We start from the raw sequence: 24,441 nt of genomic DNA, 5'->3' as shown, positions 1-24,441 counted from the left end.
GACATGATTAAACTGACGCCACGCCAGGCCGAGATCCTGGGCTTCATCAAACGCTGTCTCGAAGACAACGGCTTTCCCCCGACACGTGCGGAAATCGCCCAGGAGCTGGGCTTCAAGTCGCCGAACGCCGCTGAAGAACATCTCAAGGCGCTTGCCCGCAAGGGCGCAATCGAAATGACCCCGGGCGCATCACGCGGCATCCGCATTCCCGGTTTCGAAGCCAAACCTGACGAAAGCAGCTTGCCGATCATTGGCCGTGTTGCTGCCGGTGCACCGATTCTGGCGCAGCAGCACATCGAAGAATCCTGCAACATCAACCCGACCTTCTTTCATCCAAGCGCCGACTATCTGTTGCGCGTGCACGGCATGAGCATGAAGGACATCGGCATTCTCGACGGCGATCTGCTGGCGGTGCACACCACGCGTGAAGCCCGCAACGGCCAGATCGTTGTTGCCCGGATCGGCGATGAAGTGACCGTCAAACGTTTCAAGCGTGAAGGCAGCAAAGTCTGGCTGCTGGCTGAAAATCCGGAGTTCGCGCCTATCGAGGTCGATCTCAAGGATCAGGATCTGGTGATCGAAGGTTTGAGCGTCGGCGTCATTCGCCGCTAAGGAGACGTTATGCAGTTCCATCAAGCACCGCATTCGCAATTACCGCTGTTCGAGGCGTTCATGGCCCAGCCCATCGCCCCGATGATCACGGATATCGTCGAAACGCCCTGGAGCAATGAGCCTGAGCCTTTCAGCGAACTGTCCTTGCGCGGTGCTGCAGGGAACTGCATGAACCTGCTCGCCCCCATCCTTCGCGAGCTCAGTCAGGATGACGATGCACGCTGGCTGACCCTTATTGCGCCGCCGTCGAACCTGACCCAGGCCTGGCTACGCGATGCCGGCCTGAACCGGGAAAGGATTCTTCTGCTTCAGCCACGCGGCACTCAGAGTGCACTGGAATTGACGCGAGAGGCGCTACGGCTGGGACGCAGCCATACTGTGGTGAGCTGGATCAACCCACTCAGCACGTCGTCGCGCCAGCAGTTGATCGGTGCAGCGAGGATCGGTGAAGCGCAAAGCCTGAATATCAGACTGGGCTGAAGGCCCGGTCACTGATCAGCCGGGCCGATCAGTGCAGAACGTGGGGCCCGTCATCCTTTTCGACTTCGCCTTCGGCCAGGCGACCGGCCATTTGCACGCCAACGCTCAGCATGGCCTTTGCAACCTCGACGTGCTGACCCTGCATGAACGCCTTGGCATCGGCCGAGAAATCCAGCGTGACCAACGAGCCCTCGTCATCAGCGCGACGCAGTTCAATGCGACCGTCAGGCAGTTCGACAATTTCAAGAAAAGAGGTAGGCATCAGTACAGTTACTCCGCAATAGGCTGGCATTGTAACAGCCTGCCAGCCCTTCCATCATTGCTTTTCAGCACTCGCTCAAACCTTCACGGAAACGCACTGCAAGGCTTTTCAGCTGTTGGCGCCAGCTTTCCAGTTCTTCGCGGGTCAATTCCGGCTCCGGCTCGGCATCCAGATTCACTGCAACAATCATCGGCTGGGTCACGTCACCCTTGGGTTTGACGGGAGCACGCGGCGGCTGAAATAGCGCGTTGTAAGCCGCCAGCAGTCTGGCCAGCCAGGTCTCGCGGTGCTGAGCCAGCTCAACCAATTCAGCCATCTCCGGGATCGCAATAGCGTCTAGCACTTCCTGAGTCAGCAATTGCTCTGCACGCGGCGCGCTGGCCTGAGGCAGGCGGTAATAGCCTGCAATCTCGTGGCACAGCCCCAACAAGGCACCGTACAGATGAAACAGCACCGATTCGCGCTCGGCCTGCTGCAACGCCTGCGCATTGATCACCTGACCGTTCTCGGCCTTGCCCAGCGCTTCGAGCGCCAGCCCGGCGAAATAAATCTTCTGGTTGGTACGGGTATAGAGTTCATGAGCCATGGCAACACTCTCCATCACAATCGAATAAGACCAGCATAGCCCGACCGCATTGCCTTGGAAGAATGTCCGGCACGTGGGTGCCGGACATCAAGGATCAACGCTTGTCTTCGACCTTCCAGGCACTGCCGTCGTAGAACGCACGCCAACCGGTAGGCTTGCCTTCAACCTCGGTCTGCACGTACTGCTCCTTGGTCTTGCGGCTGTAACGGATCACCGACGGACGGCCATCCGGATCCTTCTTCGGCGCTTCACAGAGGAAGTGATACTTCGGATCGATTTCGTCCTTGTGCGGCGCGATTTCGATCACCAGTGGTGCACGGGTCTCACGATTTTTCGGGAACTGACTGGCCGCCAGGAACAACCCGGAAGCGCCATCACGCAGGATGTACGTGTCATCCACCTTGTCGCACTTGAGCTCCGGCATTTTGACCGGATCCATCTTCGGCGGCGCCGCGTCACCGCTTTTGAGCAGCTTGCGGGTGTTCTTGCACTCAGGGTTGGTGCAGCCGAAGAACTTGCCGAAACGGCCGGTCTTGAGCTGCATCTCGCTGCCGCACTTGTCACATTCCAGGCTCGGACCTTCGTAGCCCTTGATCCGGTAGGTGCCCTTCTCGATCTCGTAGCCGGTGCAATCCGGGTTGTTACCACAGATGTGCAGCTTGTGATTCTCGTCCAGCAGATAGGCATCCATGGCCGTGCTGCAGATCGGGCAGCGATGCTTGCCGCGCAGAACCCTGGATTCGGACTCGCCCTCGTCGTCCTCGGCGATTTCGTCACCAGGCGTCAGGTTGACGGTAGCCTTGCAGCGCTCCTTGGGTGGCAGGCTGTAGCCCGAGCAACCGAGGAACACGCCGGTGGAGGCGGTACGAATCTGCATCGGACGACCACAGACCTTGCACGGAATGTCGGTCATGACCGGCTGGTTGGCGCGCATGCCGCTGTCCGGCGCTTCGGCCACTTCCAGCTTTTTGCGGAAGTCACCGTAGAACTCGTCCAGCACGTTTTTCCAGTCGCGTTGCCCTTGGGCCACGTCGTCGAGGTTTTCTTCCATGCCGGCGGTGAAGCCATAGTCCATAAGGTTGGCGAAGCTCTCGGAGAGGCGACCAGTGACGATGTCACCCATCTTTTCCGAATAGAAGCGGCGGTTGTGCAGCGCTACGTAGCCGCGATCCTGAATGGTCGAAATGATCGCTGCGTACGTCGATGGACGGCCGATACCGCGCTTTTCCATTTCCTTGACCAGGCTCGCTTCGGAGTAACGCGCTGGCGGCTTGGTGAAGTGCTGGGTCGGATCGAGCTTGTTCAGCTTCAGGGTTTCGCCCTGCGCCATGTCCGGCAATACATCGTCGTCGCCAGGTTTGGCCATCTGCGGCAAGACGCGGGTATAACCGTCGAACTTGAGAATGCGGCCCTTGGCACGCAACTCGAAATCGCTGGCGGCAACACTGACGGTGGTCGACAGGTATTGCGCAGGCGGCATCTGGCAGGCCACGAACTGGCGCCAGATCAGTTCATACAGGCGCTCTGCGTCACGCTCCATGCCCGACAGCTTGGACGGGTGCATGTTGACGTCGGAAGGACGAATCGCTTCGTGAGCCTCCTGTGCGCCTTCCTTGCTGCTGTAGACGTTTGGCGATTCCGGCAGGTACTTCTTGCCGAACTCGGTTTCGATGTAATCGCGCGCCATGCTCACCGCGTCGGCCGACAGGTTGGTCGAGTCGGTACGCATGTAAGTGATGTAGCCCGCTTCATACAAGCGCTGGGCCATCATCATGGTCTTCTTCACGCCGTAGCCCAGACGATTGCTCGCTGCCTGCTGCAGGGTCGAAGTGATGAACGGCGCCGACGGCTTGCTGCTGGTCGGCTTGTCTTCACGCTTGATGATGTTGTAGCTGGAAGCCTTGAGCTTCTCCAGCGCGGCCATGGCCTGCGCTTCGTTCAACGGTTTGAAGGCTTCGCCGTTTTCACGGGCGACTTCGAAACGCACGTTGGCGCCCTTGGCAGTGCCCAGGTCGGCGTGAATCTCCCAGTATTCTTCGGGATTGAACGCACGGATTTCACGCTCGCGCTCCACCACCAGCTTCACGGCCACCGACTGAACACGGCCTGCCGAAAGACCGCGGGCGACTTTCTGCCAGAGCAGCGGCGAAACCATGTAACCGACCACGCGGTCCAGGAAGCGACGCGCCTGCTGGGCGTTGACCCGTGCAATATCCAGCTCGCCCGGTTTGGAGAAGGCTTCCTGGATGGCTTTCTTGGTGATTTCGTTGAACACCACACGCTTGAAGCGGCTATCGTCGCCGCCAATGGCTTCGCGCAGGTGCCAGGCAATGGCTTCCCCTTCGCGGTCCAAGTCCGTCGCGAGATAGATGGTGTCGGCATCCTTGGCGAGCTTGCGCAGCTCTTCGATCACCTTCTCCTTGCCGGGAAGGATTTCGTACTTGGCTTTCCAGCCATGCTCCGGATCGACGCCCATGCGTGAGACCAGCTGGCGCTGCGCCTTTTCTTTCGGCGTCAGTACCGGGCCCTCGCCTGCGGCGGCCTTGCCACGCTTGGCGGCAGGCTCTTTGGCAGCACTGGCCGAACCGCTGGTGGGCAGGTCTCGGATATGGCCGATACTCGACTTCACCACGTACTGGTTGCCCAAATACTTGTTGATGGTCTTGGCCTTAGCCGGGGATTCCACGATGACCAGCGATTTGCCCATGGATCAGAAAATTCCTGAATACTAGATGAAAGACAATGACGAGCTTGTAAAGGCCACGCTATATATAGTGGCTACAAGGTGAGGTCAAGCACAGCCTGTTGTGAATTTGCGCGTCACGAACCCGAAAACAGGCTCGGTTCGGCCTGAACCAAAGCAAAGCGCGGGACTTGCTCGCCGTCAACCTCGACGGACTCCAGGAACATATCCAACGGACGAACCCACATGCCGAAATCGCCGTAGAGCGCCTGATAGAACACGACGTCTTCTTCGGTTTCAGAATGCTTCGCCACACTGAATACCCGGTATTCCGGACCTTTATAGTGGCGGTAGAGCCCTGGTTGCAGTTGCATGGTGCAGCCCTCGTGAAACGGGTTCAAAACAGAAACACAGCCTTAACATTGGGGTTAAAACCGCTTTTTCAAAAATACAAAAGCCGGGGCATCAAGCCCCGGCTTGCATCACGTCAGGCAGATCAGACGCGTTCGAAAACGGTCGCGATACCCTGCCCCAGTCCGATACACATGGTGGAAACCCCGAGGTTGCCGCCATTCTGCTTCATGACATTGAGCAAGGTGCCGGAGATGCGCGCACCGGAACATCCAAATGGATGGCCCAGAGCGATGGCGCCGCCATGCAGGTTAACCTTCTCGTTCATCTTGTCGAGCACTTTCAAATCTTTCAGCACGGGCAGAGCCTGTGCAGCGAACGCTTCGTTGAGCTCGAAGAAGTCGATATCGGCGATGCCCAGGCCTGCACGCTTGAGTGCTTTCTGGGTCGCAGGTACCGGGCCATAGCCCATGATTGCAGGGTCCACACCGGCAACGGCCATCGAGCGGATCACCGCCATTGGCTGAATACCGAGGTCCTTGGCACGCTGCGCCGACATCACGATCATGCATGACGCACCATCTGTGATCTGCGAAGACGTGCCCGCTGTCACGGTGCCACCTTTCGGATTGAATGCCGGCTTGAGCGCCGCCAGACTTTCCAGGGTGGTGTCCGGACGAATGGTTTCATCGTAGTCGAAGACCTTGAGGAAGCCGTTCTCGTCATAACCCTGCATCGGGATGATCTCGTCCTTGAACTTGCCCTCCAGCGTCGCCTTGTGGGCGAGCTGGTGGGAGCGCAGGCCGAAGGCATCCTGTTGCTCGCGGGTAATGCCGTGCATCTTGCCGAGCATTTCTGCGGTCAGGCCCATCATGCCCGACGCCTTGGCGGCATACAGTGACATGTGCGGGTTGGGATCGACGCCGTGCATCATGCTGACGTGGCCCATGTGCTCCACGCCGCCAATGACAAAGACATCGCCATTACCCGTCATGATCGCCTGCGCAGCGGTGTGCAGCGCGCTCATGGACGAACCGCACAGGCGGCTCACGGTCTGGGCGGCAGAGGTGTGCGGGATCTGGGTCAGCAGCGACGCCATGCGCGCGATGTTCCAGCCCTGCTCCAGGGTCTGGTTGACGCAGCCCCAGATCACGTCCTCGACTTCCGCCGGGTCGATCTTGTCGTTACGCTCCAGCAGCTTGCTGATCAGGTGCGCAGACATGTCTTCCGCACGGGTATTGCGGTGCATGCCGCCCTTGGAGCGGCCCATCGGGGTGCGACCGAAGTCGACAATCACGACGTCTCTTGGATTCAAGCTCATACGTTCATTCCTCAGAAGGCGCTTAACCGAAGAAGCTCTGGCCGTTGCGGGCCATCTCACGCAGCTTCGCGGTCGGTTGATACAAGGCACCCAGCTCGGCATATTGGTCAGCGAGGGCAACGAATTCGGCAACACCGATCGAGTCGATGTAACGCAGCGCACCGCCACGGAATGGAGGGAAACCAATACCGTAGATCAGGCCCATGTCGGCTTCGGCGGCGGTTTCAACGATACCGTCTTCCAGGCAGCGCACGGTTTCCATGCACAGCGGGATCATCATCCAGTTGATGATGTCTTCATCGGTGACTTCACGCTGCTCGAAAACGATCGGCTTGAGCACGTCCAGCACTGCCGGGTCGTTGACCTTCTTCGGCTTGCCTTTCTTGTCCATCTCGTAGGCGTAGAAGCCCTTGCCGTTCTTCTGACCGAGGCGATTGGCTTCGTACAGCACATCGACGGCAGAACGACGGTCGTCCTTCATGCGGTCCGGGAAGCCTTCGGCCATGACGTCACGACCGTGGTGGCCGGTGTCGATGCCGACCACGTCCATCAGGTAGGCAGGGCCCATCGGCCAGCCGAATTTTTCCATGACCTTGTCGATGCGCACGAAGTCGACGCCAGCGCTGACCAGCTTGGCGAAACCGCCGAAATACGGGAACAGCACACGGTTGACCAAGAAGCCCGGGCAGTCGTTGACCACAATCGGGTTCTTGCCCATCTTCTTGGCGTAAGCGACGGTAGTGGCAACCGCTTCTTCGCTGGACTTCTCACCACGGATCACTTCAACCAGCGGCATCATGTGCACCGGATTGAAGAAGTGCATGCCCACGAAGTTTTCCGGGCGCTTGAGCGCCTTCGCCAGCAGGCTGATGGAAATCGTAGAGGTGTTCGACGCCAGAATGGTGTTTTCACCCACCTGCGCTTCGACTTCAGCCAGAACGGCCTGTTTGACCTTGGGGTTCTCGACCACGGCTTCAACAACCAGATCGACGTTGCCAAAGTCACCGTAGGACAGCGTAGGACGAATCGCATTGAGCGCTTCAGCCATCTTCGCAGCCGTCAGACGGCCCTTGTCGACGCGGTTACCCAGCAGTTTCGACGCTTCGTTCAGACCCAGTTGAATGGCCTCTTCACGAATGTCCTTCATCAGGATCGGCGTCCCTTTGACGGCCGATTGGTACGCGATGCCGCCACCCATGATGCCAGCGCCCAGTACGGCCGCCTGCTTCACGTCTTTTGCGATTTCGTCGTAACCCTTGGCTTTCTTTTTCAGTTCCTGATCGTTCAGGAACAGGCCGATCAGACTCTGCGCAGCAGAGGTCTTGGCCATTTTCACGAAACCCGCAGCTTCGATCTCCAGCGCCTTGTCACGACCGAAGTTCGCGGCTTTCTGGATGGTCTTGATCGCTTCGACCGGTGCCGGATAGTTGGGGCCGGCCTGACCTGCGACAAAACCCTTGGCGGTTTCGAATGCCATCATCTGCTCGATGGCGTTGAGCTTGAGCTTGTCCAGCTTGGGTTGACGCTTGGCCTTGAAATCGAACTCGCCGGAAATGGCGCGCTTGATCAGGTCCAGCGCCGCAGCCTGAAGTTTTTCAGGTGCAACGACTGCATCCACAGCGCCGACCTTGAGAGCGTCTTCGGCGGCGTTTTCCTTGCCCGACGCAATCCATTCGATGGCGTTGTCGGCACCGATGATGCGTGGCAGACGAACCGTGCCGCCGAAACCCGGGTACAGACCCAGCTTGACTTCCGGCAGGCCGATCTTCGCAGTGCTCGACATGACGCGGTAATCGGCCGCCAGGCACATCTCCAGACCGCCGCCCAGCGCGATGCCGTTGATAGCAACGACTGTCGGCACGCCAAGGTCTTCGAAATCACTGAAGATCCGGTTGGCTTCGAGGTTGCCGGCGACCAGCTCGGCTTCGGGCAACTTGAAGTTGTCGACAAACTCGGTGATGTCAGCGCCGACAATGAATGCGTCTTTGCCGCTGGTGACGATCACACCTTTGACCGACGCGTCAGCCTTGACAGCATCCACTGCCTGACGCAGTTCGTTGAGGGTGAGACGGTTGAACTTGTTGACGGACTCACCCTTGAGGTCGAAATTCAATTCGACGATGCCACTTTCAAGAGCCTTAACCGTGATGGCTTTACCTTCGTAAATCATCAACTGATCTCCACAATATGGAAGCTGAACAATACCCGCCGAACCTTAACGTTCAGCGGGACTACGACGTCGCCGTCGATGAACACGCCAAATCACACGTACATCCGCTGCGACGAGGTAGCCAGGATTCTGTCAGAGCCGTCTGACGACCAAACGCTCATTTCATACGCCCGTTTGATTTGGGTACGCACACCATCAGGCAAAACCGGATAATTGTCAATTCGCCAAAACACCCATAAAAACGGCGGATTGGAAAAGGCACAAGCGATTCCTGACCAGCAAACCGATGTTTGATTTGCCACCATTCAACAAAGTGATAATGCGAAGATCAGCTCAAAGCCCGCAGATTCTGCACCGTTGAGGCTCATTTGAGAGATGCGTCGAGAAAAACGCGACAAAAGGGAGCAGAAGGTCTAGAGTCAGCGCACTGCGCCACAAGAGGCCCGCGATGATTGCGATCACGGGTGCGCAGCGGTGATAACCGGCATTCAGCTACTGGGTGCCGGCATACCAGGAATTATCGGCCTGCCTGGCCAACCCCGGCCCGATGTTGTTATCGGGCTTTTTATTGCCTGCGATTCGGTGGGTATTCAGGCCAGCGCCTTGAGCACGGCATTAATACGCTGCAACACATCTGCCTCTCCCCGCTCGGCCCAATACACCGCAATCATTTGCGAATCCGCCTCGACCTTGAAGACATCAGCCGGCAGCGTGCTGAAGTGCGTCAGCAATGCGACGTCCTCGCAGGGCTCGCGCCAGCGGTTGACCCAGATTCCCGGCTCCGTCTGCCAATAGGTCCAGACATCGGGCTTCGAGCTTCTGCGTGGCCGATGGTACTGCGCGCAGGGGCTGGGCGGCTGCCTGGGGAGCCAGTGAGGCCACTCCTGGGGCGCAAGCTGCATGGCCATGCCGATACGCCGTGCTTCCATGCGCAGTGCCATTCTGCCGCTCTGATGCCGCGACGGACGCAACCACACAAGTGGGCTCAACATCACACAAATGATTGACAGGACTATCCAGACCGTCATATTTCTTGCCCCCGCCCGATTCAGGCTAAACAACAATTTGAAAACAGTGGCTTGCACGGGGTCTGCCCAGATGCGAACGAAAGAGCCATACTCACCCTATCGCAACCCTCTCGGAGGACACCCTCATGTCGTATCAACATATTCTGGTTGCCATTGACCTAACCGACGAATGCAGTGCGGTGCTCAAGCGTGCACTGGAGCTGGCAAAAGAGAGCAATGCGAAGCTGTCCACGGTGCATATCGTCGAACCGATGGCGATGGCCTTCGGGGGCGACGTTCCGATGGACCTGTCTCAGCTGCAACAACAGCAGTTCGATCAGGCCAAGGAAAAACTGGAAAAGCTGAAGATCACTCATCCTGACCTGAGAGCCGGCGAAAGCCATCTGGTGTATGGACAGCCGCGCCAGGAAATTCACCAACTCGCCAGCAAGCAGGACTGCGACCTGATCGTTATAGGCAGCCATGGCCGTCACGGCCTCGCGCTACTGCTCGGTTCAACCGCCAATGACGTGCTGCACGGCGCACCGTGCGATGTGCTGGCGGTACGTCTCAAGAAGTCCGAATAACCTCGGCATGAAAGCGAAAAGCCCGGACATGATCCGGGCTTTCTGCTTTTAACGTCAGAGGATCACTCGTCCAGCTCGGCCCAGCGCTCCAGCAAGGCATCCAGCTCGCCTTGCAGGCTTTCCATCTGCGCCAATGCCGCGGTGGTCTGCTCGGCTGGCTGCTGGTAGAAGCCCGGCGCAGCCATTTCAGCCGTCAGCGCAGCCATCCTGCCCTCAACTTCGTCGATCTGACCCGGCAAGGCTTCCAGCTCACGCTGGTGCTTGTAGCTGAGTTTTTTCTTGGCGACCGGCATTTCCTGAGCGGCTACCGGGGCAGCCTGGACAACGGCACTGGCCAGCTCGGCCTTGCCCGACTTGGTATCCGCCACGCCCAGCAGGCGCGGAGAGCCGCCCTGACGCAGCCAGTCCTGATAGCCGCCCACGTATTCGCGAACCTTCCCTTCACCTTCGAATACCAGCGTGCTGGTGACGACGTTGTCGAGGAATGCCCGGTCGTGGCTGACCATCAGTACCGTGCCCTTGAAGGTCAACAGCACTTCTTCGAGCAGTTCCAGGGTTTCCACGTCCAGGTCGTTGGTCGGTTCGTCGAGGACCAGCAGGTTGGCCGGCTTGCTGAACAGCTTGGCCAGCAACAGACGGGCACGTTCGCCACCCGACAGCGCTTTCACCGGCGTACGGGCGCGCTGAGGGCTGAACAGGAAGTCGCCCAGATAGCTCAGTACATGACGACTCTGACCATCGATATCGATGAAATCGCGACCTTCTGCGACGTTGTCGATCACGGTCTTTTCCAGATCGAGCTGGTGGCGCAACTGGTCGAAGTAAGCAACGTCCAGACGCGTACCGACTTCAACCTTGCCGCCGGTCGGCTGCAGGTTGTCGAGCATCAGCTTGAGCAGCGTGGTCTTGCCGGTACCGTTGGCACCCAGCAGACCGATACGGTCTTCGCGCTGCAGGACCATGGAAAAGTCCTTGATCAGCATCGGGCCACCCGGGTGCGCGAAGCTGACATTGTCCAGCACCATCACCTGCTTGCCGGATTTCTCGGCAGTGTCGAGCTGAATGTTGGCCTTGCCGGTGCGCTCGCGACGCTCACTGCGTTCGACACGCAACTCTTTCAGCGCGCGTACACGGCCTTCGTTACGGGTACGACGGGCCTTGATGCCCTGACGAATCCAGACTTCTTCCTGGGCCAGACGCTTGTCGAACAGCGCGTTGGCGGTTTCTTCGGCCGCCAGCGCCGCTTCCTTGTGGATCAGGAAGCTGGCGTAGTCGCCGTTCCAGTCGATCAGGCCGCCGCGATCCAGTTCCAGGATACGGGTCGCCAGATTCTGCAGGAATGCCCGGTCGTGCGTGATGAACAGCACGGCGCCCTGGAAATCCTTGAGGGCTTCTTCAAGCCAGGCGATTGCGCCGATATCCAGGTGGTTGGTCGGCTCGTCGAGCAGCAGCAGATCGGGTTCGGACACCAGCGCCTGAGCCAGCAGGACACGACGGCGCCAGCCGCCGGACAGCTCGGCGAGGGTTTTGTCGGCAGGCAACTGCAGACGGCTGAGGGTGCTTTCGACCAGTTGCTGCAGACGCCAGCCATCACGGGCCTCGAGGTCCTGCTGCACATGCATGAGCTTGTTGAGGTCTTCCTCGGTCACGCAGTTCTGGGCCAGATGGTGGTATTCGGCGAGCAAGGCGCCGACGCCGTCCAGACCTTCGGCTACGACGTCGAACACTGTCCGTCCGTCGGCTACCGGCAATTCCTGGGGCAACTCGCCGATCTTGAGGCCGGGCGCACGCCACACAGCGCCTTCGTCGGGCTTCTGAACGCCTTTGACCAGCTTCAACATGCTGGATTTGCCAGTGCCGTTGCGACCAATGATGCACACCCGCTCACCACGGGCGATCTGCCAGGACACCTTGTCCAATAACGGCATGGCGCCGAAAGCAAGGGACACATCGCTGAATTTGAGCAGGGTCATGAGCTTCTCCAAAAACCGGGCGCGCATTCTACCTGAGATAGCCGGTGGATGTCGGGATTCGTCGCGCAGGCGGTCGTCACGTGCCTTCCTTATACCCGCTAATTATTTCTTCATGAGTCAAGCTCGTCGGCAGTGCTTTCACGATGAGCTGGCAAAAGGCTAAGCTAGCGACACTTTTCACGACTCATCTGCTCGGAAGTCTCATGCGCAGTCGTTTGTTCAGCTTTCTATCGTGCCTGCTCCTCTCCGCCACTGCCGTCCAGACTGCTCACGCGGCAGACCTTACCCAACAACGCAAATATTACGACGAGGCCAAGCGGGCTCTGGCCAAGGGCGACCTGGGCCCCTACCAGATGTACAGCGCCGTGCTCGCCGACTATCCGCTTGAACCGTATCTGGAATACGACGAGTTGACGGCGCGCCTGAAGACTGCCAGCAACGCCGAGATCGAGAAGTTTCTCGCCGAGCACGGTGATCTGCCACAGGCCAACTGGATGAAGTTGCGCTGGCTGCGCTGGCTGGCCGAGCGAGGCGACTGGCAGCCGTTCGTCAAGTATTACGATCCGAAGATGAATTTCGTCGAGCTGGACTGCCTTTATGGCCAGTACCAGTTGAACAACAACAAGCGCGCCGAAGGCTACGCCAGTGCCGAGAAGCTGTGGATGACCGGCAAGACCCTGCCGGCTGCCTGCGACGCGTTCTTCGCGCAATGGGCTGCGGCAGGTCAGTTGACCGAGCAGAAACGCTGGCAGCGCGCCAAGCTGGCAGCACAGGGCCGCAACTACACCCTGGCCAATACGCTGGTCAACAGCCTCAACTCGCTGGCCCCGCAGGGCAAACTGCTGGTTGCGGTGGCCCAGAAGCCGGAGATGATCAATAACCCGGGACAGTTCCTGCCGGTGGATGAAGCCATGTCTGACGTCGTAGGCCTCGGCCTGCGTCGACTGGCACGTCAGGACCCGCAGAAAGCCCTGGCGATGCTGGACAGCTACGCCATCACCATGCACTTCTCACGCGAAGAGCAGGTGGAAATCGCCAAGGAAATCGGCCTGACCCTCGCGCGCCGCTACGATGACCGTGCCCTTGAGGTCATGACCAAATATGACCCGGACCTGCGCGATAACACGGTGACCGAATGGCGCATGCGCCTGCTGCTGCGTCTGGGCCGCTGGGAAGATGCCTATGAGCTGGCGCGCCGTCTGCCCAAGGATCTGGCCAGCACCAACCGCTGGCGTTACTGGGAAGCACGTGCGCTCGAACTGGCCCAGCCCAACAGCCCGCTGATTCCCGCGCTGTACAAGGACGTGGCCAAGGAGCGCGACTTCTATGGCTTCCTGGCCGCCGACCGCACCCAAAGCCCTTACCAGCTCAACAACAAACCGCTGGTCCTCAGCCAGGCGCTGATCAACAAGGTTCGCAACACGCCGGGCGTCCGTCGCGCGCTGGAGTTTCATGACCGTGGCGAAATCGTCGATGGTCGACGCGAGTGGTACCACGTCAGCCGCCATTTCAATCGCGATGAAATGGTTGCCCAGGCCAAGCTGGCCTACGACCTGAAGTGGTATTTCCCGGCGATTCGCACCATCAGCCAGGCGCAGTACTGGGACGATCTGGATATCCGCTTCCCGATGGCACACCGCGACACGCTGGTTCGCGAAGCCAGGATCCGCGGCCTGCATTCCAGCTGGGTGTTTGCAATTACCCGTCAGGAAAGCGCCTTCATGGATGACGCGCGTTCAGGCGTCGGTGCCAGCGGTCTGATGCAGCTGATGCCCGCCACCGCCAAGGAAACCGCTCGCAAGTACAGCATCCCGCTGGCCTCACCCCAGCAGGTGCTCGACCCGGACACCAACATTCAACTCGGTGCCGCCTACCTGAGTTCGGTGCACAGCCAGTTCAACGGCAACCGTGTGCTTGCCTCTGCAGCCTACAACGCCGGTCCAGGCCGCGTACGCCAGTGGCTCAAGGGCGCCAATCACCTTGCCTTCGATGTCTGGGTCGAAAGCATCCCGTTCGACGAAACCCGTCAGTACGTGCAGAACGTGCTGTCGTATTCGGTGATCTACGGCCAGAAACTCAATTCGCCGCAGCCGCTGGTGGACTGGCATGAACGGTTCTTTGATGATTTGTGAGGTGGGGCGCTCATCGTAGGATGAGATACCTGCCTCGACACTGATCGTGCCCGCGAAAGTGTATGACTGAATGCGTAACCGTGGGAACGAGCGCATGTTTCAAGCCTACTCTGATCGTGCCCATCGCTCCGCGTGGGCATGCATCCCGTGACGCTCCGCGTCACAAATGGCACAGATTGCGGATTCGGTGAGGCGGACGCAAGGCTCAAGTCACCCTTTCACTCCAACACCTCCACCTCCATACCCACCTCAAGCTCGCCCGGCCCAACGCTGACCATGTTCTGCCCGAACATCACATTGCCTTCAACTTCACGATAGGTCTTCAAGGTCGCGAAGGGTTCGCGGTCAGGACTGCGCTCGCCGGAAGCCGGGTCGATCGTGGTAAGGATGCAGCGAGCACAGGGCTTGAGCAGTTCGAATTGCATGTCGCCGATGCGGATACGTTTCCAGTTGTCTTCGGCGAAGGCTTCTGCGCCTTCAATCACCAGATTGGGCCTGAAGCGCAGCATCTCCACCTCCCTGCCCAGCCTGGCAGACAGATCGTCGAGCGAGCCCTGACCGATCAGCAGGAGCGGAAAACCGTCGGCGAAGTTGACACGATTATCGACCGACCCGTAGCCGCCGGGGAGCCAGCGGGCACGTTCGACCGGCATGTAAACCATGCGCGTCGGCTTGCCGATGAAGCGACTGACCCAGTCGGCCGCCTCTTCGCCCGCGTCAGGCACCTGCAGCGAGTCGCGCCAGACAGTCACGCCGCGCAGGTTTTCCTGCTCATCGATCGGAACGGCGACATCAAGCGGCGCAAAGCCAGGTGCATCGAGTGTCACCCCTCCGTCGGCATTCCACAGCACCGACAGCTGTGACATGTGCGACACCGCGCGTTGGGTCAGAAAACGCCCCGTGCCCTCGTCAACCAGCATCCAGCGTCGGTCACCCGCCAGCCCCAGACCGTCGAACGACGCCCGTTGCAGGATTTCCGCCTTGCAGGATTTGAGAGGAAAACGATAGAGCGCGCGCAGACGTAGCATGAACGGTTCCTTGGGTGGCTCGAAAAGCTTTGACGTGAACGGCAAAGCTTATACGAACAGGAACCTTACAGGCAGTCCGGGTAAGGCGGTGAATCAGTGAGTCAGCATCATCAGGCGCTCACGCACCACTTCCACCAGCTTGTCGGGCTGGAACTTGGAGAGGAAGTTGTCGCAGCCGACTTTCTTGACCATCGATTCGTTGAAGCTGCCAGACAGCGAGGTGTGCAACACGATGTAAAGCGCGCGCAGACGCGGATCGTTGCGAATCTCGGTGGTCAGACGGTAACCATCCATTTCCGGCATTTCGGCGTCGGTGAACACCATCAGCAGTTTCTTGTGCACGTCCTCACCGGCGTCAGCCCAGCCCTTGAGCATGTTCAGCGCCTTGAGCCCGTCACTGGCAACGTGGAGCTTAAGGCCCAACTGCGACAGGGTATCGCGCAACTGCGCCAGGGCAACCTTGGAGTCATCCACCAGCAGTACTTCGCGACCGCGCGCGCCCTCGAGCACCGGATCTTCAAGCTTCTCACGGGACACCTTGGCGTTGTAAGGGACGATCTCGGCGAGCACTTTCTCGACATCGATGATTTCCACCAATTGATCATCGACCTTGCTGATCGCGGTCAGGTAATGCTGACGGCCTGCACTGGCAGGCGGCGGCATGATCGCATCCCAGTTCATGTTGACGATGCGATCCACACCGCCCACCAGAAACGCCTGAACCGAGCGGTTGTATTCGGTCACGATAATGGTGCTGCCGGGACCCGGCACCAGAGGCCGCATGCCGATGGCCTGGGACAAATCAATCACCGGCAGCGTCTGACCACGAAGGTTGACCACTCCGCAGACGAAGGAATGTCGTTGCGGCATCAGGGTGAGCTTGGGGAGCTGCAATACTTCCTGAACCTTGAACACGTTGATCGCGAATAACTGCCGACCGGCTAGGCGGAACATGAGAATTTCCAGGCGATTCTCGCCCACCAGCTGTGTGCGTTGATCTACTGTGTCGAGAATGCCAGCCATTTTAGCTCCTGAAGCGTTGGTCACGATGAGTCTGCTTAACGTGTATCGGCTGAAACGAGCCGGACCTTAATGGCGATGAAAGGCCAATTTCAAGCATTGATGTCACATTACCATCATGCTTTACTGATGTCCCATTCCAAAAAGTGTCCGCACGACAACAGACTCGCGCCTGACGCTACCTCCCTATAAACAGGGTCGATACGCTCGATCCTAGGTGTTGCCCTGAATGTCTATCGGGGAAAGCCTGATATGATCACTATCTCATTGCCACTATTGTGACGCCATTCTCATTGCACGAAGGGAGTCAGGCTTGTGTTCGCGTTCCAGTCCTTGCAATCGACCAGCCCCGTCAGGACCGACGTTTCGCTGGAAAGGGTCACCATTGCAGACGAAGCAGCGCGGTTTTGCGTCCCGACCACAGGATTGGATCCATTCCTATCGTCCTCTGACGCACATCAATACGCCATCGCTGAGATACATTCCGAAACGCCCTACAGACATTCAGATGAAATCGACATTAACTGTCAGCCATTCGCGGCGGGCGAAAGTTCGCTGTCCATGATGTGTGGAGATACAGGATGCTGAGCAGTAACGAATGGCAGCAGAAACATGAACAGTTTCTGGCCGAGTCCCAGGCGCTTTTGTATAAATCGGAAGAATGCCTGTCACACCTTGAGCTGATCGGCGGCGATGAAGACGCAATCAATTGTCTGCTGGCCTCACTGCTGGCGCTGACCGACAAGGCTGATGACGCATCCGTTCAATGTGTGGCGGACTTTACCCGGCGATTGCGTTGCCTGCTTGATGATGCCGATGCGGCCAACGGACTGTCACAGGAAACACTGGCGACGGTCAAACGTTGCCTGACCCTTATTTCATGGCAGTTGGAGCTCCTCGACCCCAATACCGGAGAGCTGATCATGGACAATGAAGAACAGCAGGAACTGTTGGGCAGACTTGCCGCTCTCTCGGCCTGCTCAGACAACGCTGTGGACGCTGCACGCGAATAAGCAGGACAAAACGCCGCCCTTCTTTCAATGAAAAGATAATCCCCTCTTAGCAGAAGGCATGGCACTTTGATCAAGCGTTCACATCCTCTCCGGTCGACACTGAGACTTATACGCGAATATTCCGTGAATTCACTGACCCTGAAGGCAGATCATTCCGTCGGCGCACTTCGTAGCCAGACACTTGGCTCGCGCGCATTCAGGTAAGATTGTCCGACACCCATGACGTGCCGTTCACAGACGTGACGGCGGACATGACTGCAGGTTTGACTGGAACGGAATCAAAAGTGTCGAGTTCAATTTCCTTGAATATACTCAAACAGTCAGCTGATCCTGCGAACAATACTACTTTGACATCACGCTATCTGATAATTGGCTATGTCTATTAATGGCGCGAATCGATATGGATGCCGTCGTCCAGTCTTTCAGGTCGGTTTTTGATACGACCAACCGGGTCAAGTGGGTCATAGTCGCGCTCTGTGCCAGCGCAGCGCTGGGTAATACGGTGCTGTTTATCCGCTCTTCGGATTTTCCGGCAAGCCTGCTGGCGCTCAACCTGATCACCTTTGCCAGTACCTGTGTCTATCTTTGGCGCACCAGCCGTTTGATACAGCTGCAACCGCAGGAACTGGCGCAGCGAATGCTGCATGTTCAGGAAACCGAGCGGCAACGCCTGAGTCGTGAACTTCATGATGACATCGGCCAGATGCTGACCGGCGCTCAGTTGCAACTGGCCTGGTTGCAACGTCGACTGCCTGCCGAATTGAATACTCATGCCGGGCAGCTTGAGGCAACCCTTGCAGAAACGCTGGGCAAAGTTCGCGACCTTTCCGCCATTCTCAATCCTCGCCAGTTATCGAGCCTTGGGCTTGAAGGCGGATTGCGCGCCCATCTGGTAAGCGCTCTTGCCAACAGCCAGACCCACTGGAGCCTGGTGTGCAAACAGCGTCTGAACGGAATACCCGAAGAGATGGCCGTCGCGGCCTACCGCATCTGTCAGGAAGCGGTGACCAACATGTTGCGCCATGCGCAGGCGAAAAATCTGTTGATACGTTTCGAACGTCAACCTGCCGGGCTTTCGCTACTGATCGCCGACGACGGGACGGGCTTCGAGCCTGCCGCACAACCGCGGACCGAAGGCAATGGCCTGGCCGGTATGCGTGAACGTGTCATGTTGCTGGACGGGTTCTGGTCGCTGCACAGCGGCCCGGGACTGGGTACTCGAATAGAAGTCATGTTTCCCTGGGCGCCCCGTTCGGACGAGCGCGCCCGTTTACACAAGAAAACACAATGACCTGCAATCTGTTACTGGTCGACGACCACTCACTGATCAGAGCGGGTGTACGCGCTCTGGTCTCGGACATTCCCGGCTATGCCATCGTCGGGGAAGCGTGCGACGGCAGTCAGTTGTCGGGGCTCGCGCAGCGCCTCAAGCCGGATATCATCCTGCTGGACATCGGCATGAAGGACATGAACGGGCTGGACGCACTGGAGCATCTGGTCCAGGTACAGCCGGACTGCAAGGTTCTGATTCTGTCGATGCACACCGAGCCGGACATCATCATGCGCGCGCTGGAAGCCGGCGCTCATGGCTATCTGCTAAAGGACGCCACGGCGACCGAGCTGGAGCAGGCGCTGAAAGCCTTGCGCAACGGCGAGCGCTACCTGAGTCCGGCCATCGCCCATACCGTGATCAACCGGGCCTTGCAGAGTCAGCGCACCGGTAAGCCCGAGTTGCCGCAGGAGAAGTACAACCTCACAGCTCGTCAGCTGGAAATCCTGCGCCTGATCGTGAGAGGCAAGTCCACTCGCGAGATCGCCAGCGGCCTGAATCTGAGCATCAAGACCGTGGAAACTCACCGCTCACAGATCATGAAGCGGCTGCAGATATTCGATGTGGCCGGACTGGTGCTGTTCTGCGTCCGGGAGCGAATCATCAGTCTGGACGATTGAGCTGCGGCGCAGTGTCCGATACCTTCGAGAGCACCGGCGAATCATCTGGAAGGTGCACCTTGAGCGCTGCAGGCCGTGCCTCGAACCGCAGATCTTCGCCAGACAGCGGCTCGCCGTCCAGATTGATTTCCAGTCCCTGGGCAGACCTGAGTTCAACCCACGGCAGACGCGCGCGAACGAACATGTTGTCGAAGCCAAGTCCGCCTTCCAGCAGGCTCCTCAGCGTGCCTACCACCTCCTGAGGTGCAGGCAAAATGCTGATGTCCAGCAGGCCATCATCGGCCATCGCCGTTGGACACAGCACATGCCCGCCGCCCGCCTGCCGACCGTTGCCGATGCCCAGCGCGAGAAGATCGCCACGCCAGTGAAAGTCCGGCCCGATCAGTTCGCCGTGAGCGGCATGCAGCTCGCTGAACCGGGTAAGCCCGGTAAACAGGTAAGCGGCGCCCCCCAGCACCTTTTTTAGGTCTTCCGAGGTATTGGCGGTCACCTGGCTGCCGAAGCCTCCGGTGGCCATGTTCAGGAACAGCTTGCCACCCACTTCGCCCAGATCGACGGCGCGCGGCGTGACGTCCATCAGCTCCAGCGCACGGTCTACCTCAAGCGGCACGCCGGCAGCCCGGGCGAAATCATTGGCGGTACCCAGTGGCAGGATAGTGAGGCTGGTATCGGTTTCCGGTGCCTGCGCCAGGGCTTCGGCGATGTCGCGCAATGTGCCGTCGCCGCCGCCTGCCACGATATGGCGGTGCCCGGCGGCCAGCGCTTCGCTGACCAGACGCTGGGCATCGCCTCCCTCCCAGGTCAAACGCACATCAAGGTCCCAGCCTTGCCTGCGCTTTTCGGCGACGCCATTTCTTACCTCTTCATTGAGCGACTGCTTGCCGTGAAGAATGAGCATAGCCCTGCGTTGTGTCATGAAACCCCCTCTGGTGAACGGTACGAGTACCACGTATGAGCGACGCTTTTGTTTGCCAGCGCCTGACTGCATTTGGCACAGCGCAGGGTTGTGACCCCGCCGAATTGAAAAAAGCCCGTCCAGATGAATATTTTTTTGATCCTCTTGACAGAGGGTTTACGCCCGTAGATCCGGAGGTAAGTCAGCTTGCCTTTCTAATAGCCACTCGCCTGCACCGTTCATCACAACATTGGTCCTCCCCCTTTTCAGTTTCATGAGCTTTACTACAGCGAAACCCTCCGCTTGAGTGTTTTCACTCACAAACGGCTGAAATTTCTCACGTTAATACGGGCACCTGCCGATATACACAAAGTGGTAGCTACAAATTGCAGGCTCAAAAACCGTCAGTTCGACAACTTATTGGCTACGCTTCAGCAAACTCCGTAAAGAAGGTGTTTTTTTGACTCTGCGCTTGAACGACACAGCTCATACGAAGATTCGGCACGGGTGCCGTGGGGTTACAGGAAGTAGGGGAGCTTTATGAGGTTGCAACCGGTAGACAGCCTGTCGCTCACTCGCACCAGTCTGGTGGAGTATTTTCTATTCGGTATCCGCATCGCGCATGCGCTCGCCTGCATGCTCCCCGGCCTGCTGCTGGGTGCGTTCATGCCGGACGGTGTGATGGAAAAACCTCAGAACTACCTGGCGATGCAGGTCTTCTTCGGCATTGTCGTGGTGCTGATCTTTCAGGCCATGGGCGTGTATTCGGAGGCGCTGTTCAGCAACGCCCTGCGCCTTCGCTCGATCGTGATCGCCTGGTCGGCGTCGTTCGGCCTGCTGCTGTTCATGCAACGCACCCTCGGTCTGTTCGGCAACCTCTCCAACGAACATCTGGTTTTCTGGTATGTGGCCAGCCTCTTCCTGTATTGCGTCATCCGTCTGCTGATGCTGGCACTGTTCAAACACCAGATGCGCAAAGGCGTGTTCCTGCAGAACGCCGTGATTCTGGGAGCCACCGAAAACGGTATGCGTCTGGCCGAGTACCTGCTCCAGCATCAGGACATCCGCTCGGGCGTGATGGGCTTCATCGATGACCGAATCGGCCGCATGCCCAAGACCGTCGCCAACCTGCCGCTTCTGGGCAACACCAGTGATCTGGAACGCTTGATCCGCGAAGAGAAAGTCACTCAGGTCCTGGTAGCCCTGCCCTGGACCGCCGAAAACCGCATGGACCACATCATTCACGAGCTGCGCCGGTTTCCGGTCAACGTGCTGCTGGTACCGGACATGGTCGCGTTTCGTCACAGCCACAACCGCATCACGGAAGTGGCCAAACTGCCGATGTTCAATGCCTCGGACGTACCGCTCAACGGCTGGTCTCCCTTCATCAAGCGCGCCGAGGACATTGTGCTGTCCTCACTGGCGCTGCTCGCGCTGTCACCGTTCATGCTGCTGGTCGCACTGGCGATCAAGCTCGACTCACCGGGTCCGGTGTTCTTCAGGCAAAAGCGCTACGGCTACAACAACCGCCTCATCGAGGTATTCAAATTTCGCTCGATGCATCAGCACCAGGCCGATGCAACGGCGGAACAACAGACCACCCGGGGCGATGCCAGGATCACCCGGGTCGGGCGTTTCATCCGCAAGACCAGCCTGGATGAGCTGCCACAGCTGTTCAATGTGGTGGCAGGCAGCATGTCGATGGTGGGCCCGCGCCCCCATGCGACGGCAACGAAAGCGGCAGGCATTCTTTTCGAGCAAGCGGTGAAGGAGTACACGTCGCGACATCGAGTCAAACCCGGCATCACCGGACTGGCTCAGATCAACGGCTATCGTGGGGAAACAGACACCGTGGAAAAAATCGAAAAACGCGTCGAGTTCGATCTTGAGTACATAGAAAACTGGTCCGTCTGGTTCGACCTCTACATCCTTATGCGCACTGTTCCGGCAGTGCTCTTCACTCGTGAGGCTTATTGATGAGCACCCTCATTCCCTGCATCATCGCCGGCGGCTCCGGCACCCGTTTGTGGCCTGTCTCCCGTGAAGCCATGCCCAAGCCGTTCATGCGCCTTCCCGACGGCGAAAGCCTGCTGCAGAAAACCTTCAAGCGCGCGGCCGCCCTGCCCCATGTCGAGCGCCTGCTGACAGTGACCAACCGGGAAGTGTATTTCCGTACGGTCGATGACTACCGACAGTTGAACAAAAGCAAGGTCCGGCTGGACTTCATCCTCGAGCCTTTCGGGCGCAACACTGCCGCTGCCATTGCTGCGGCCGCCGTGCACGTCACCCGCTTGTACGGAGGCGACGCACAGTTGCTGGTGCTGCCTGCCGACCATCTGATCACCGATATCGAAGCCTTTTCCCGCGCCGTATCGGCTGCGCAAGAGCTTGCCTCGCAAGGCTGGCTGGTGACGTTCGGCATTCTGCCGACCAAGCCGGAAACCGGTTTTGGTTATATCGAGAAAGGTCAGTCGCTCAATGCCGACGCGTACCAGGTTGCACGTTTCGTCGAAAAACCCGATGCGGCGAGCGCCCAGGGTTATCTGGACGGCGGCCTGCACCTGTGGAACGCGGGAATGTTCTGCCTGCGCGCCGATGCGGTTTTGCGCGAGCTGGAAACCCACGCGCCGGATGTGCTGAGCGCCGTCAGGGCCTGCCTGGAGCTAAGCGTAAGCAAGGAAGGAAACCGGGAATTGCAGGTCGAACTCGACAGCGAATCGTTCGGCCTGGTGCCGGATATTTCCATCGATTACGCGCTGATGGAGCGCTCCGACAAGGTGGCGGTCGTGCCCTGTGAACTTGGCTGGAGCGACATTGGCTCATGGGAAGCCGTGCGCGAACTGAGCGGTGCCGACGCCCACGGCAACCAGTGCAACGGCCAGACCGTGCTGCACGACGTGACCAATTGCTACATCGATTCGCCCAAGCGGCTGGTCGGCGGTATCGGTCTGGACAACCTGATCATCATCGACACCCCGGACGCGCTGCTGATTGCCGATGGCACACGCACTCAGGACGTGAAGGTCATCGCTCAGGAGCTCAAACGTCAGGGCCATGATGCCTATCGCCTGCACCGCACGGTCACTCGCCCCTGGGGCACCTACACCGTCCTGGAAGAAGGCAAACGTTTCAAGATCAAGCGCATCGTGGTCCGTCCGCAGGCGTCGCTTTCGCTGCAGATGCACCACCATCGCAGCGAGCACTGGATCGTGGTGAGCGGCATGGCGAGGGTCACCAATGGCGAACGCGAGTTCATGCTCGACACCAACGAGTCGACCTTCATCAAGCCCGGTTTCACCCATCGACTGGTCAACCCCGGCGTCATTGATCTGGTGATGATCGAGGTGCAGAGCGGCGAGTACCTGGGCGAAGACGACATTGTGCGCTTTACCGACGTCTATGGGCGCGTGCCCGAACAGGCGGTGAAAATCTGATCACGCTTCACACGGGCAAGGCCGCTGATGGCGGCCCCGCTTTACTCGACATTGAGGACTGGACCCACCCGAAACGAACCTGGCTGTAACCCTACACATGATTTTATTACCCGAAAGGGAGCCGTATTCGTGCATGACAGGAGTTCAGGATAAATGAAACGCATGATGCTGATCGTCAGCCTATTGCTGCTTGGCGCTTGTAACACCCCCTCAAGGGTCGGTCTGCCCGACGATCCGGCGCAGATCGAAGCAGGCCAGGCAGCCGGCAGGGCACTGGCGGGCAAGCCGTTGCCACCGGAGCGCATCCGCCCCGGTGACACCTTGCGCATCGTGCGTAATACCGGAGAGTCGCCGTCCATCTCGGCGTTCACCGCCAACTCGATCTATGAGCTGACGCTGTTTCAAGTGCTCAACGACGGGACGTTTTCCTATCCGTATATCGGCACCGTCAAGGCAGCCGGTCTGACGCTCCAGCAACTCAACGACCTGCTGGAAAGCAAGCTGCAGAACGTCTATCGCGAAACGGCCCTGACCATCAATATTGCCCAGTCACCGGGCAATACGGTGTTCGTGGGCGGCGCGGTGCGCAACTCGGTGACCCTGCCGGTCAACGTGGCCACCAGTCTGGCCCAGGCGATTGTCGGTGCAGGCGGGGTCGCACTCGATGCCGATGCGTCTCAGGTAGCCCTGCTGCGCCAGGAAGACGACGGCCTCTACAAGACCTATTTCTTTGACTACAGCAAGTTTCTCTGGGCAAGCGCAGGCGGCCCCACGGCGCCGGTTCTGCTCAAGCGCGGCGACATCGTGTTCGTTCCCAAATCCACAGTCGGCAACAAGGTTGACGGCGTAACCCTGTACTTCAACCAGTTGATTCCTTTCGCGAAGTCGATCGGGCTGGGTCTGAACTACGAGCTGCGCAACAACAATTAATTGTCAG

21 protein-coding genes are annotated in these 24,441 nt (G+C 58.8%); 10 read left to right on the top strand and 11 right to left on the bottom strand.

The genetic code is table 11. The features are described 5' to 3' along the window. Positions 1–3: 3 nt before the first annotated feature. Together lexA and sulA are read left to right on the top strand one after the other, a co-directional pair. Positions 4–612: a transcriptional repressor LexA gene (gene lexA / locus AC0IXS_RS24870; RefSeq protein ID WP_004883801.1), complete on the top strand. Its 609-nt coding sequence runs from the start codon at positions 4–6 to the stop codon at positions 610–612. A 9-nt stretch (positions 613–621) separates the two neighbouring features. Continuing rightward, positions 622–1,092, top strand: coding sequence for an SOS-induced cell division inhibitor SulA (gene sulA / locus AC0IXS_RS24865; RefSeq protein WP_004883802.1), 471 nt, complete (start codon positions 622–624; stop codon positions 1,090–1,092). Positions 1,093–1,120: 28 nt separating this feature from the next. Here sulA and AC0IXS_RS24860 read toward each other — a convergent pair whose 3' ends face one another. The 7 genes from AC0IXS_RS24860 to AC0IXS_RS24830 form a co-directional block, all read right to left on the bottom strand. Next, complete coding sequence (locus AC0IXS_RS24860; RefSeq protein ID WP_025993436.1) at positions 1,121–1,354, bottom strand: hypothetical protein; 234 nt, start codon at positions 1,352–1,354, stop codon at positions 1,121–1,123. 64 nt (positions 1,355–1,418) lie between these two features. Next, positions 1,419–1,940: a DUF6586 family protein gene (locus tag AC0IXS_RS24855; RefSeq protein WP_004883803.1), complete on the bottom strand. Its 522-nt coding sequence runs from the start codon at positions 1,938–1,940 to the stop codon at positions 1,419–1,421. Between the two features lie 94 nt (positions 1,941–2,034). Then, a complete protein-coding gene (topA, locus tag AC0IXS_RS24850) occupies positions 2,035–4,647 on the bottom strand; it encodes a type I DNA topoisomerase (RefSeq protein ID WP_057408522.1) in 2,613 nt (870 codons plus the stop codon). A gap of 113 nt (positions 4,648–4,760) precedes the next feature. After that, a complete protein-coding gene (locus tag AC0IXS_RS24845; RefSeq protein WP_004883805.1) occupies positions 4,761–4,997 on the bottom strand; it encodes a DUF1653 domain-containing protein in 237 nt (78 codons plus the stop codon). Positions 4,998–5,119: 122 nt separating this feature from the next. Continuing rightward, the gene (fadA, locus tag AC0IXS_RS24840) at positions 5,120–6,295 is read right to left on the bottom strand and encodes an acetyl-CoA C-acyltransferase FadA (RefSeq protein ID WP_004883806.1); all 1,176 of its coding nucleotides are present in this window, start codon (positions 6,293–6,295) and stop codon (positions 5,120–5,122) included. A gap of 22 nt (positions 6,296–6,317) precedes the next feature. After that, on the bottom strand, positions 6,318–8,465 hold the full coding sequence (gene fadB / locus AC0IXS_RS24835; RefSeq protein WP_004883807.1) for a fatty acid oxidation complex subunit alpha FadB: 2,148 nt from the start codon (positions 8,463–8,465) through the stop codon (positions 6,318–6,320). Positions 8,466–9,055: 590 nt separating this feature from the next. Then, entirely contained in the window at positions 9,056–9,493 is a 438-nt protein-coding gene (locus AC0IXS_RS24830) for a hypothetical protein (RefSeq protein ID WP_057408524.1), read from the bottom strand. 125 nt (positions 9,494–9,618) lie between these two features. Between AC0IXS_RS24830 and AC0IXS_RS24825 the strand changes: the two genes are divergently transcribed. After that, positions 9,619–10,059 carry a universal stress protein gene (locus AC0IXS_RS24825; protein ID WP_004883809.1) on the top strand — a complete coding sequence of 147 codons (441 nt, stop codon included), beginning with the start codon at positions 9,619–9,621 and terminating at the stop codon, positions 10,057–10,059. Positions 10,060–10,121: 62 nt separating this feature from the next. On the opposite strand, the gene AC0IXS_RS24820 is transcribed toward AC0IXS_RS24825, so the two are convergent. Then, positions 10,122–12,032: an ATP-binding cassette domain-containing protein gene (locus AC0IXS_RS24820; RefSeq protein ID WP_122689568.1), complete on the bottom strand. Its 1,911-nt coding sequence runs from the start codon at positions 12,030–12,032 to the stop codon at positions 10,122–10,124. Between the two features lie 203 nt (positions 12,033–12,235). Between AC0IXS_RS24820 and AC0IXS_RS24815 the strand changes: the two genes are divergently transcribed. Next, complete coding sequence (locus AC0IXS_RS24815) at positions 12,236–14,164, top strand: transglycosylase SLT domain-containing protein (RefSeq protein WP_137203317.1); 1,929 nt, start codon at positions 12,236–12,238, stop codon at positions 14,162–14,164. 218 nt (positions 14,165–14,382) lie between these two features. Here AC0IXS_RS24815 and AC0IXS_RS24810 read toward each other — a convergent pair whose 3' ends face one another. Next, a complete protein-coding gene (locus tag AC0IXS_RS24810; protein ID WP_137203276.1) occupies positions 14,383–15,192 on the bottom strand; it encodes an MOSC domain-containing protein in 810 nt (269 codons plus the stop codon). A gap of 93 nt (positions 15,193–15,285) precedes the next feature. Next, entirely contained in the window at positions 15,286–16,215 is a 930-nt protein-coding gene (locus AC0IXS_RS24805; RefSeq protein ID WP_004882618.1) for a chemotaxis protein CheV, read from the bottom strand. A 578-nt stretch (positions 16,216–16,793) separates the two neighbouring features. On the opposite strand from AC0IXS_RS24805, the gene AC0IXS_RS24800 reads away from it, so the two are divergent. The 3 genes from AC0IXS_RS24800 (at position 16,794) to AC0IXS_RS24790 (ending at position 19,175) form a co-directional block, all read left to right on the top strand. Next, on the top strand, positions 16,794–17,225 hold the full coding sequence (locus AC0IXS_RS24800; protein WP_057411148.1) for a hypothetical protein: 432 nt from the start codon (positions 16,794–16,796) through the stop codon (positions 17,223–17,225). A 400-nt stretch (positions 17,226–17,625) separates the two neighbouring features. Further along, positions 17,626–18,516, top strand: a complete 891-nt coding sequence (locus AC0IXS_RS24795) for a sensor histidine kinase (RefSeq protein WP_057411149.1) — start codon at positions 17,626–17,628, stop codon at positions 18,514–18,516. Next, positions 18,513–19,175, top strand: a complete 663-nt coding sequence (locus AC0IXS_RS24790; protein ID WP_057411150.1) for a response regulator — start codon at positions 18,513–18,515, stop codon at positions 19,173–19,175. The genes AC0IXS_RS24795 and AC0IXS_RS24790 overlap by 4 nt, the downstream gene beginning before the upstream one ends. On the opposite strand, the gene yegS is transcribed toward AC0IXS_RS24790, so the two are convergent. Then, positions 19,159–20,091 carry a lipid kinase YegS gene (gene yegS, locus AC0IXS_RS24785; RefSeq protein WP_057411151.1) on the bottom strand — a complete coding sequence of 311 codons (933 nt, stop codon included), beginning with the start codon at positions 20,089–20,091 and terminating at the stop codon, positions 19,159–19,161. The genes AC0IXS_RS24790 and yegS overlap by 17 nt on opposite strands. A gap of 519 nt (positions 20,092–20,610) precedes the next feature. On the opposite strand from yegS, the gene AC0IXS_RS24780 reads away from it, so the two are divergent. From AC0IXS_RS24780 to AC0IXS_RS24770, 3 genes are all read left to right on the top strand, one after another. Further along, the gene (locus AC0IXS_RS24780; protein WP_004882624.1) at positions 20,611–22,047 is read left to right on the top strand and encodes an undecaprenyl-phosphate glucose phosphotransferase; all 1,437 of its coding nucleotides are present in this window, start codon (positions 20,611–20,613) and stop codon (positions 22,045–22,047) included. Then, positions 22,047–23,504: a mannose-1-phosphate guanylyltransferase/mannose-6-phosphate isomerase gene (locus AC0IXS_RS24775; protein ID WP_057411154.1), complete on the top strand. Its 1,458-nt coding sequence runs from the start codon at positions 22,047–22,049 to the stop codon at positions 23,502–23,504. Before AC0IXS_RS24780 ends, AC0IXS_RS24775 begins: the two co-directional genes overlap by 1 nt. 153 nt (positions 23,505–23,657) lie before the next feature. Then, positions 23,658–24,434, top strand: a complete 777-nt coding sequence (locus tag AC0IXS_RS24770) for a polysaccharide biosynthesis/export family protein (protein ID WP_057411155.1) — start codon at positions 23,658–23,660, stop codon at positions 24,432–24,434. The last annotated feature ends 7 nt before the right edge of the window (positions 24,435–24,441 follow it).

Source organism: Pseudomonas sp. AC016, from assembly GCF_979253365.1.
This window is presented reverse-complemented; position numbering and strand designations above follow the sequence as displayed.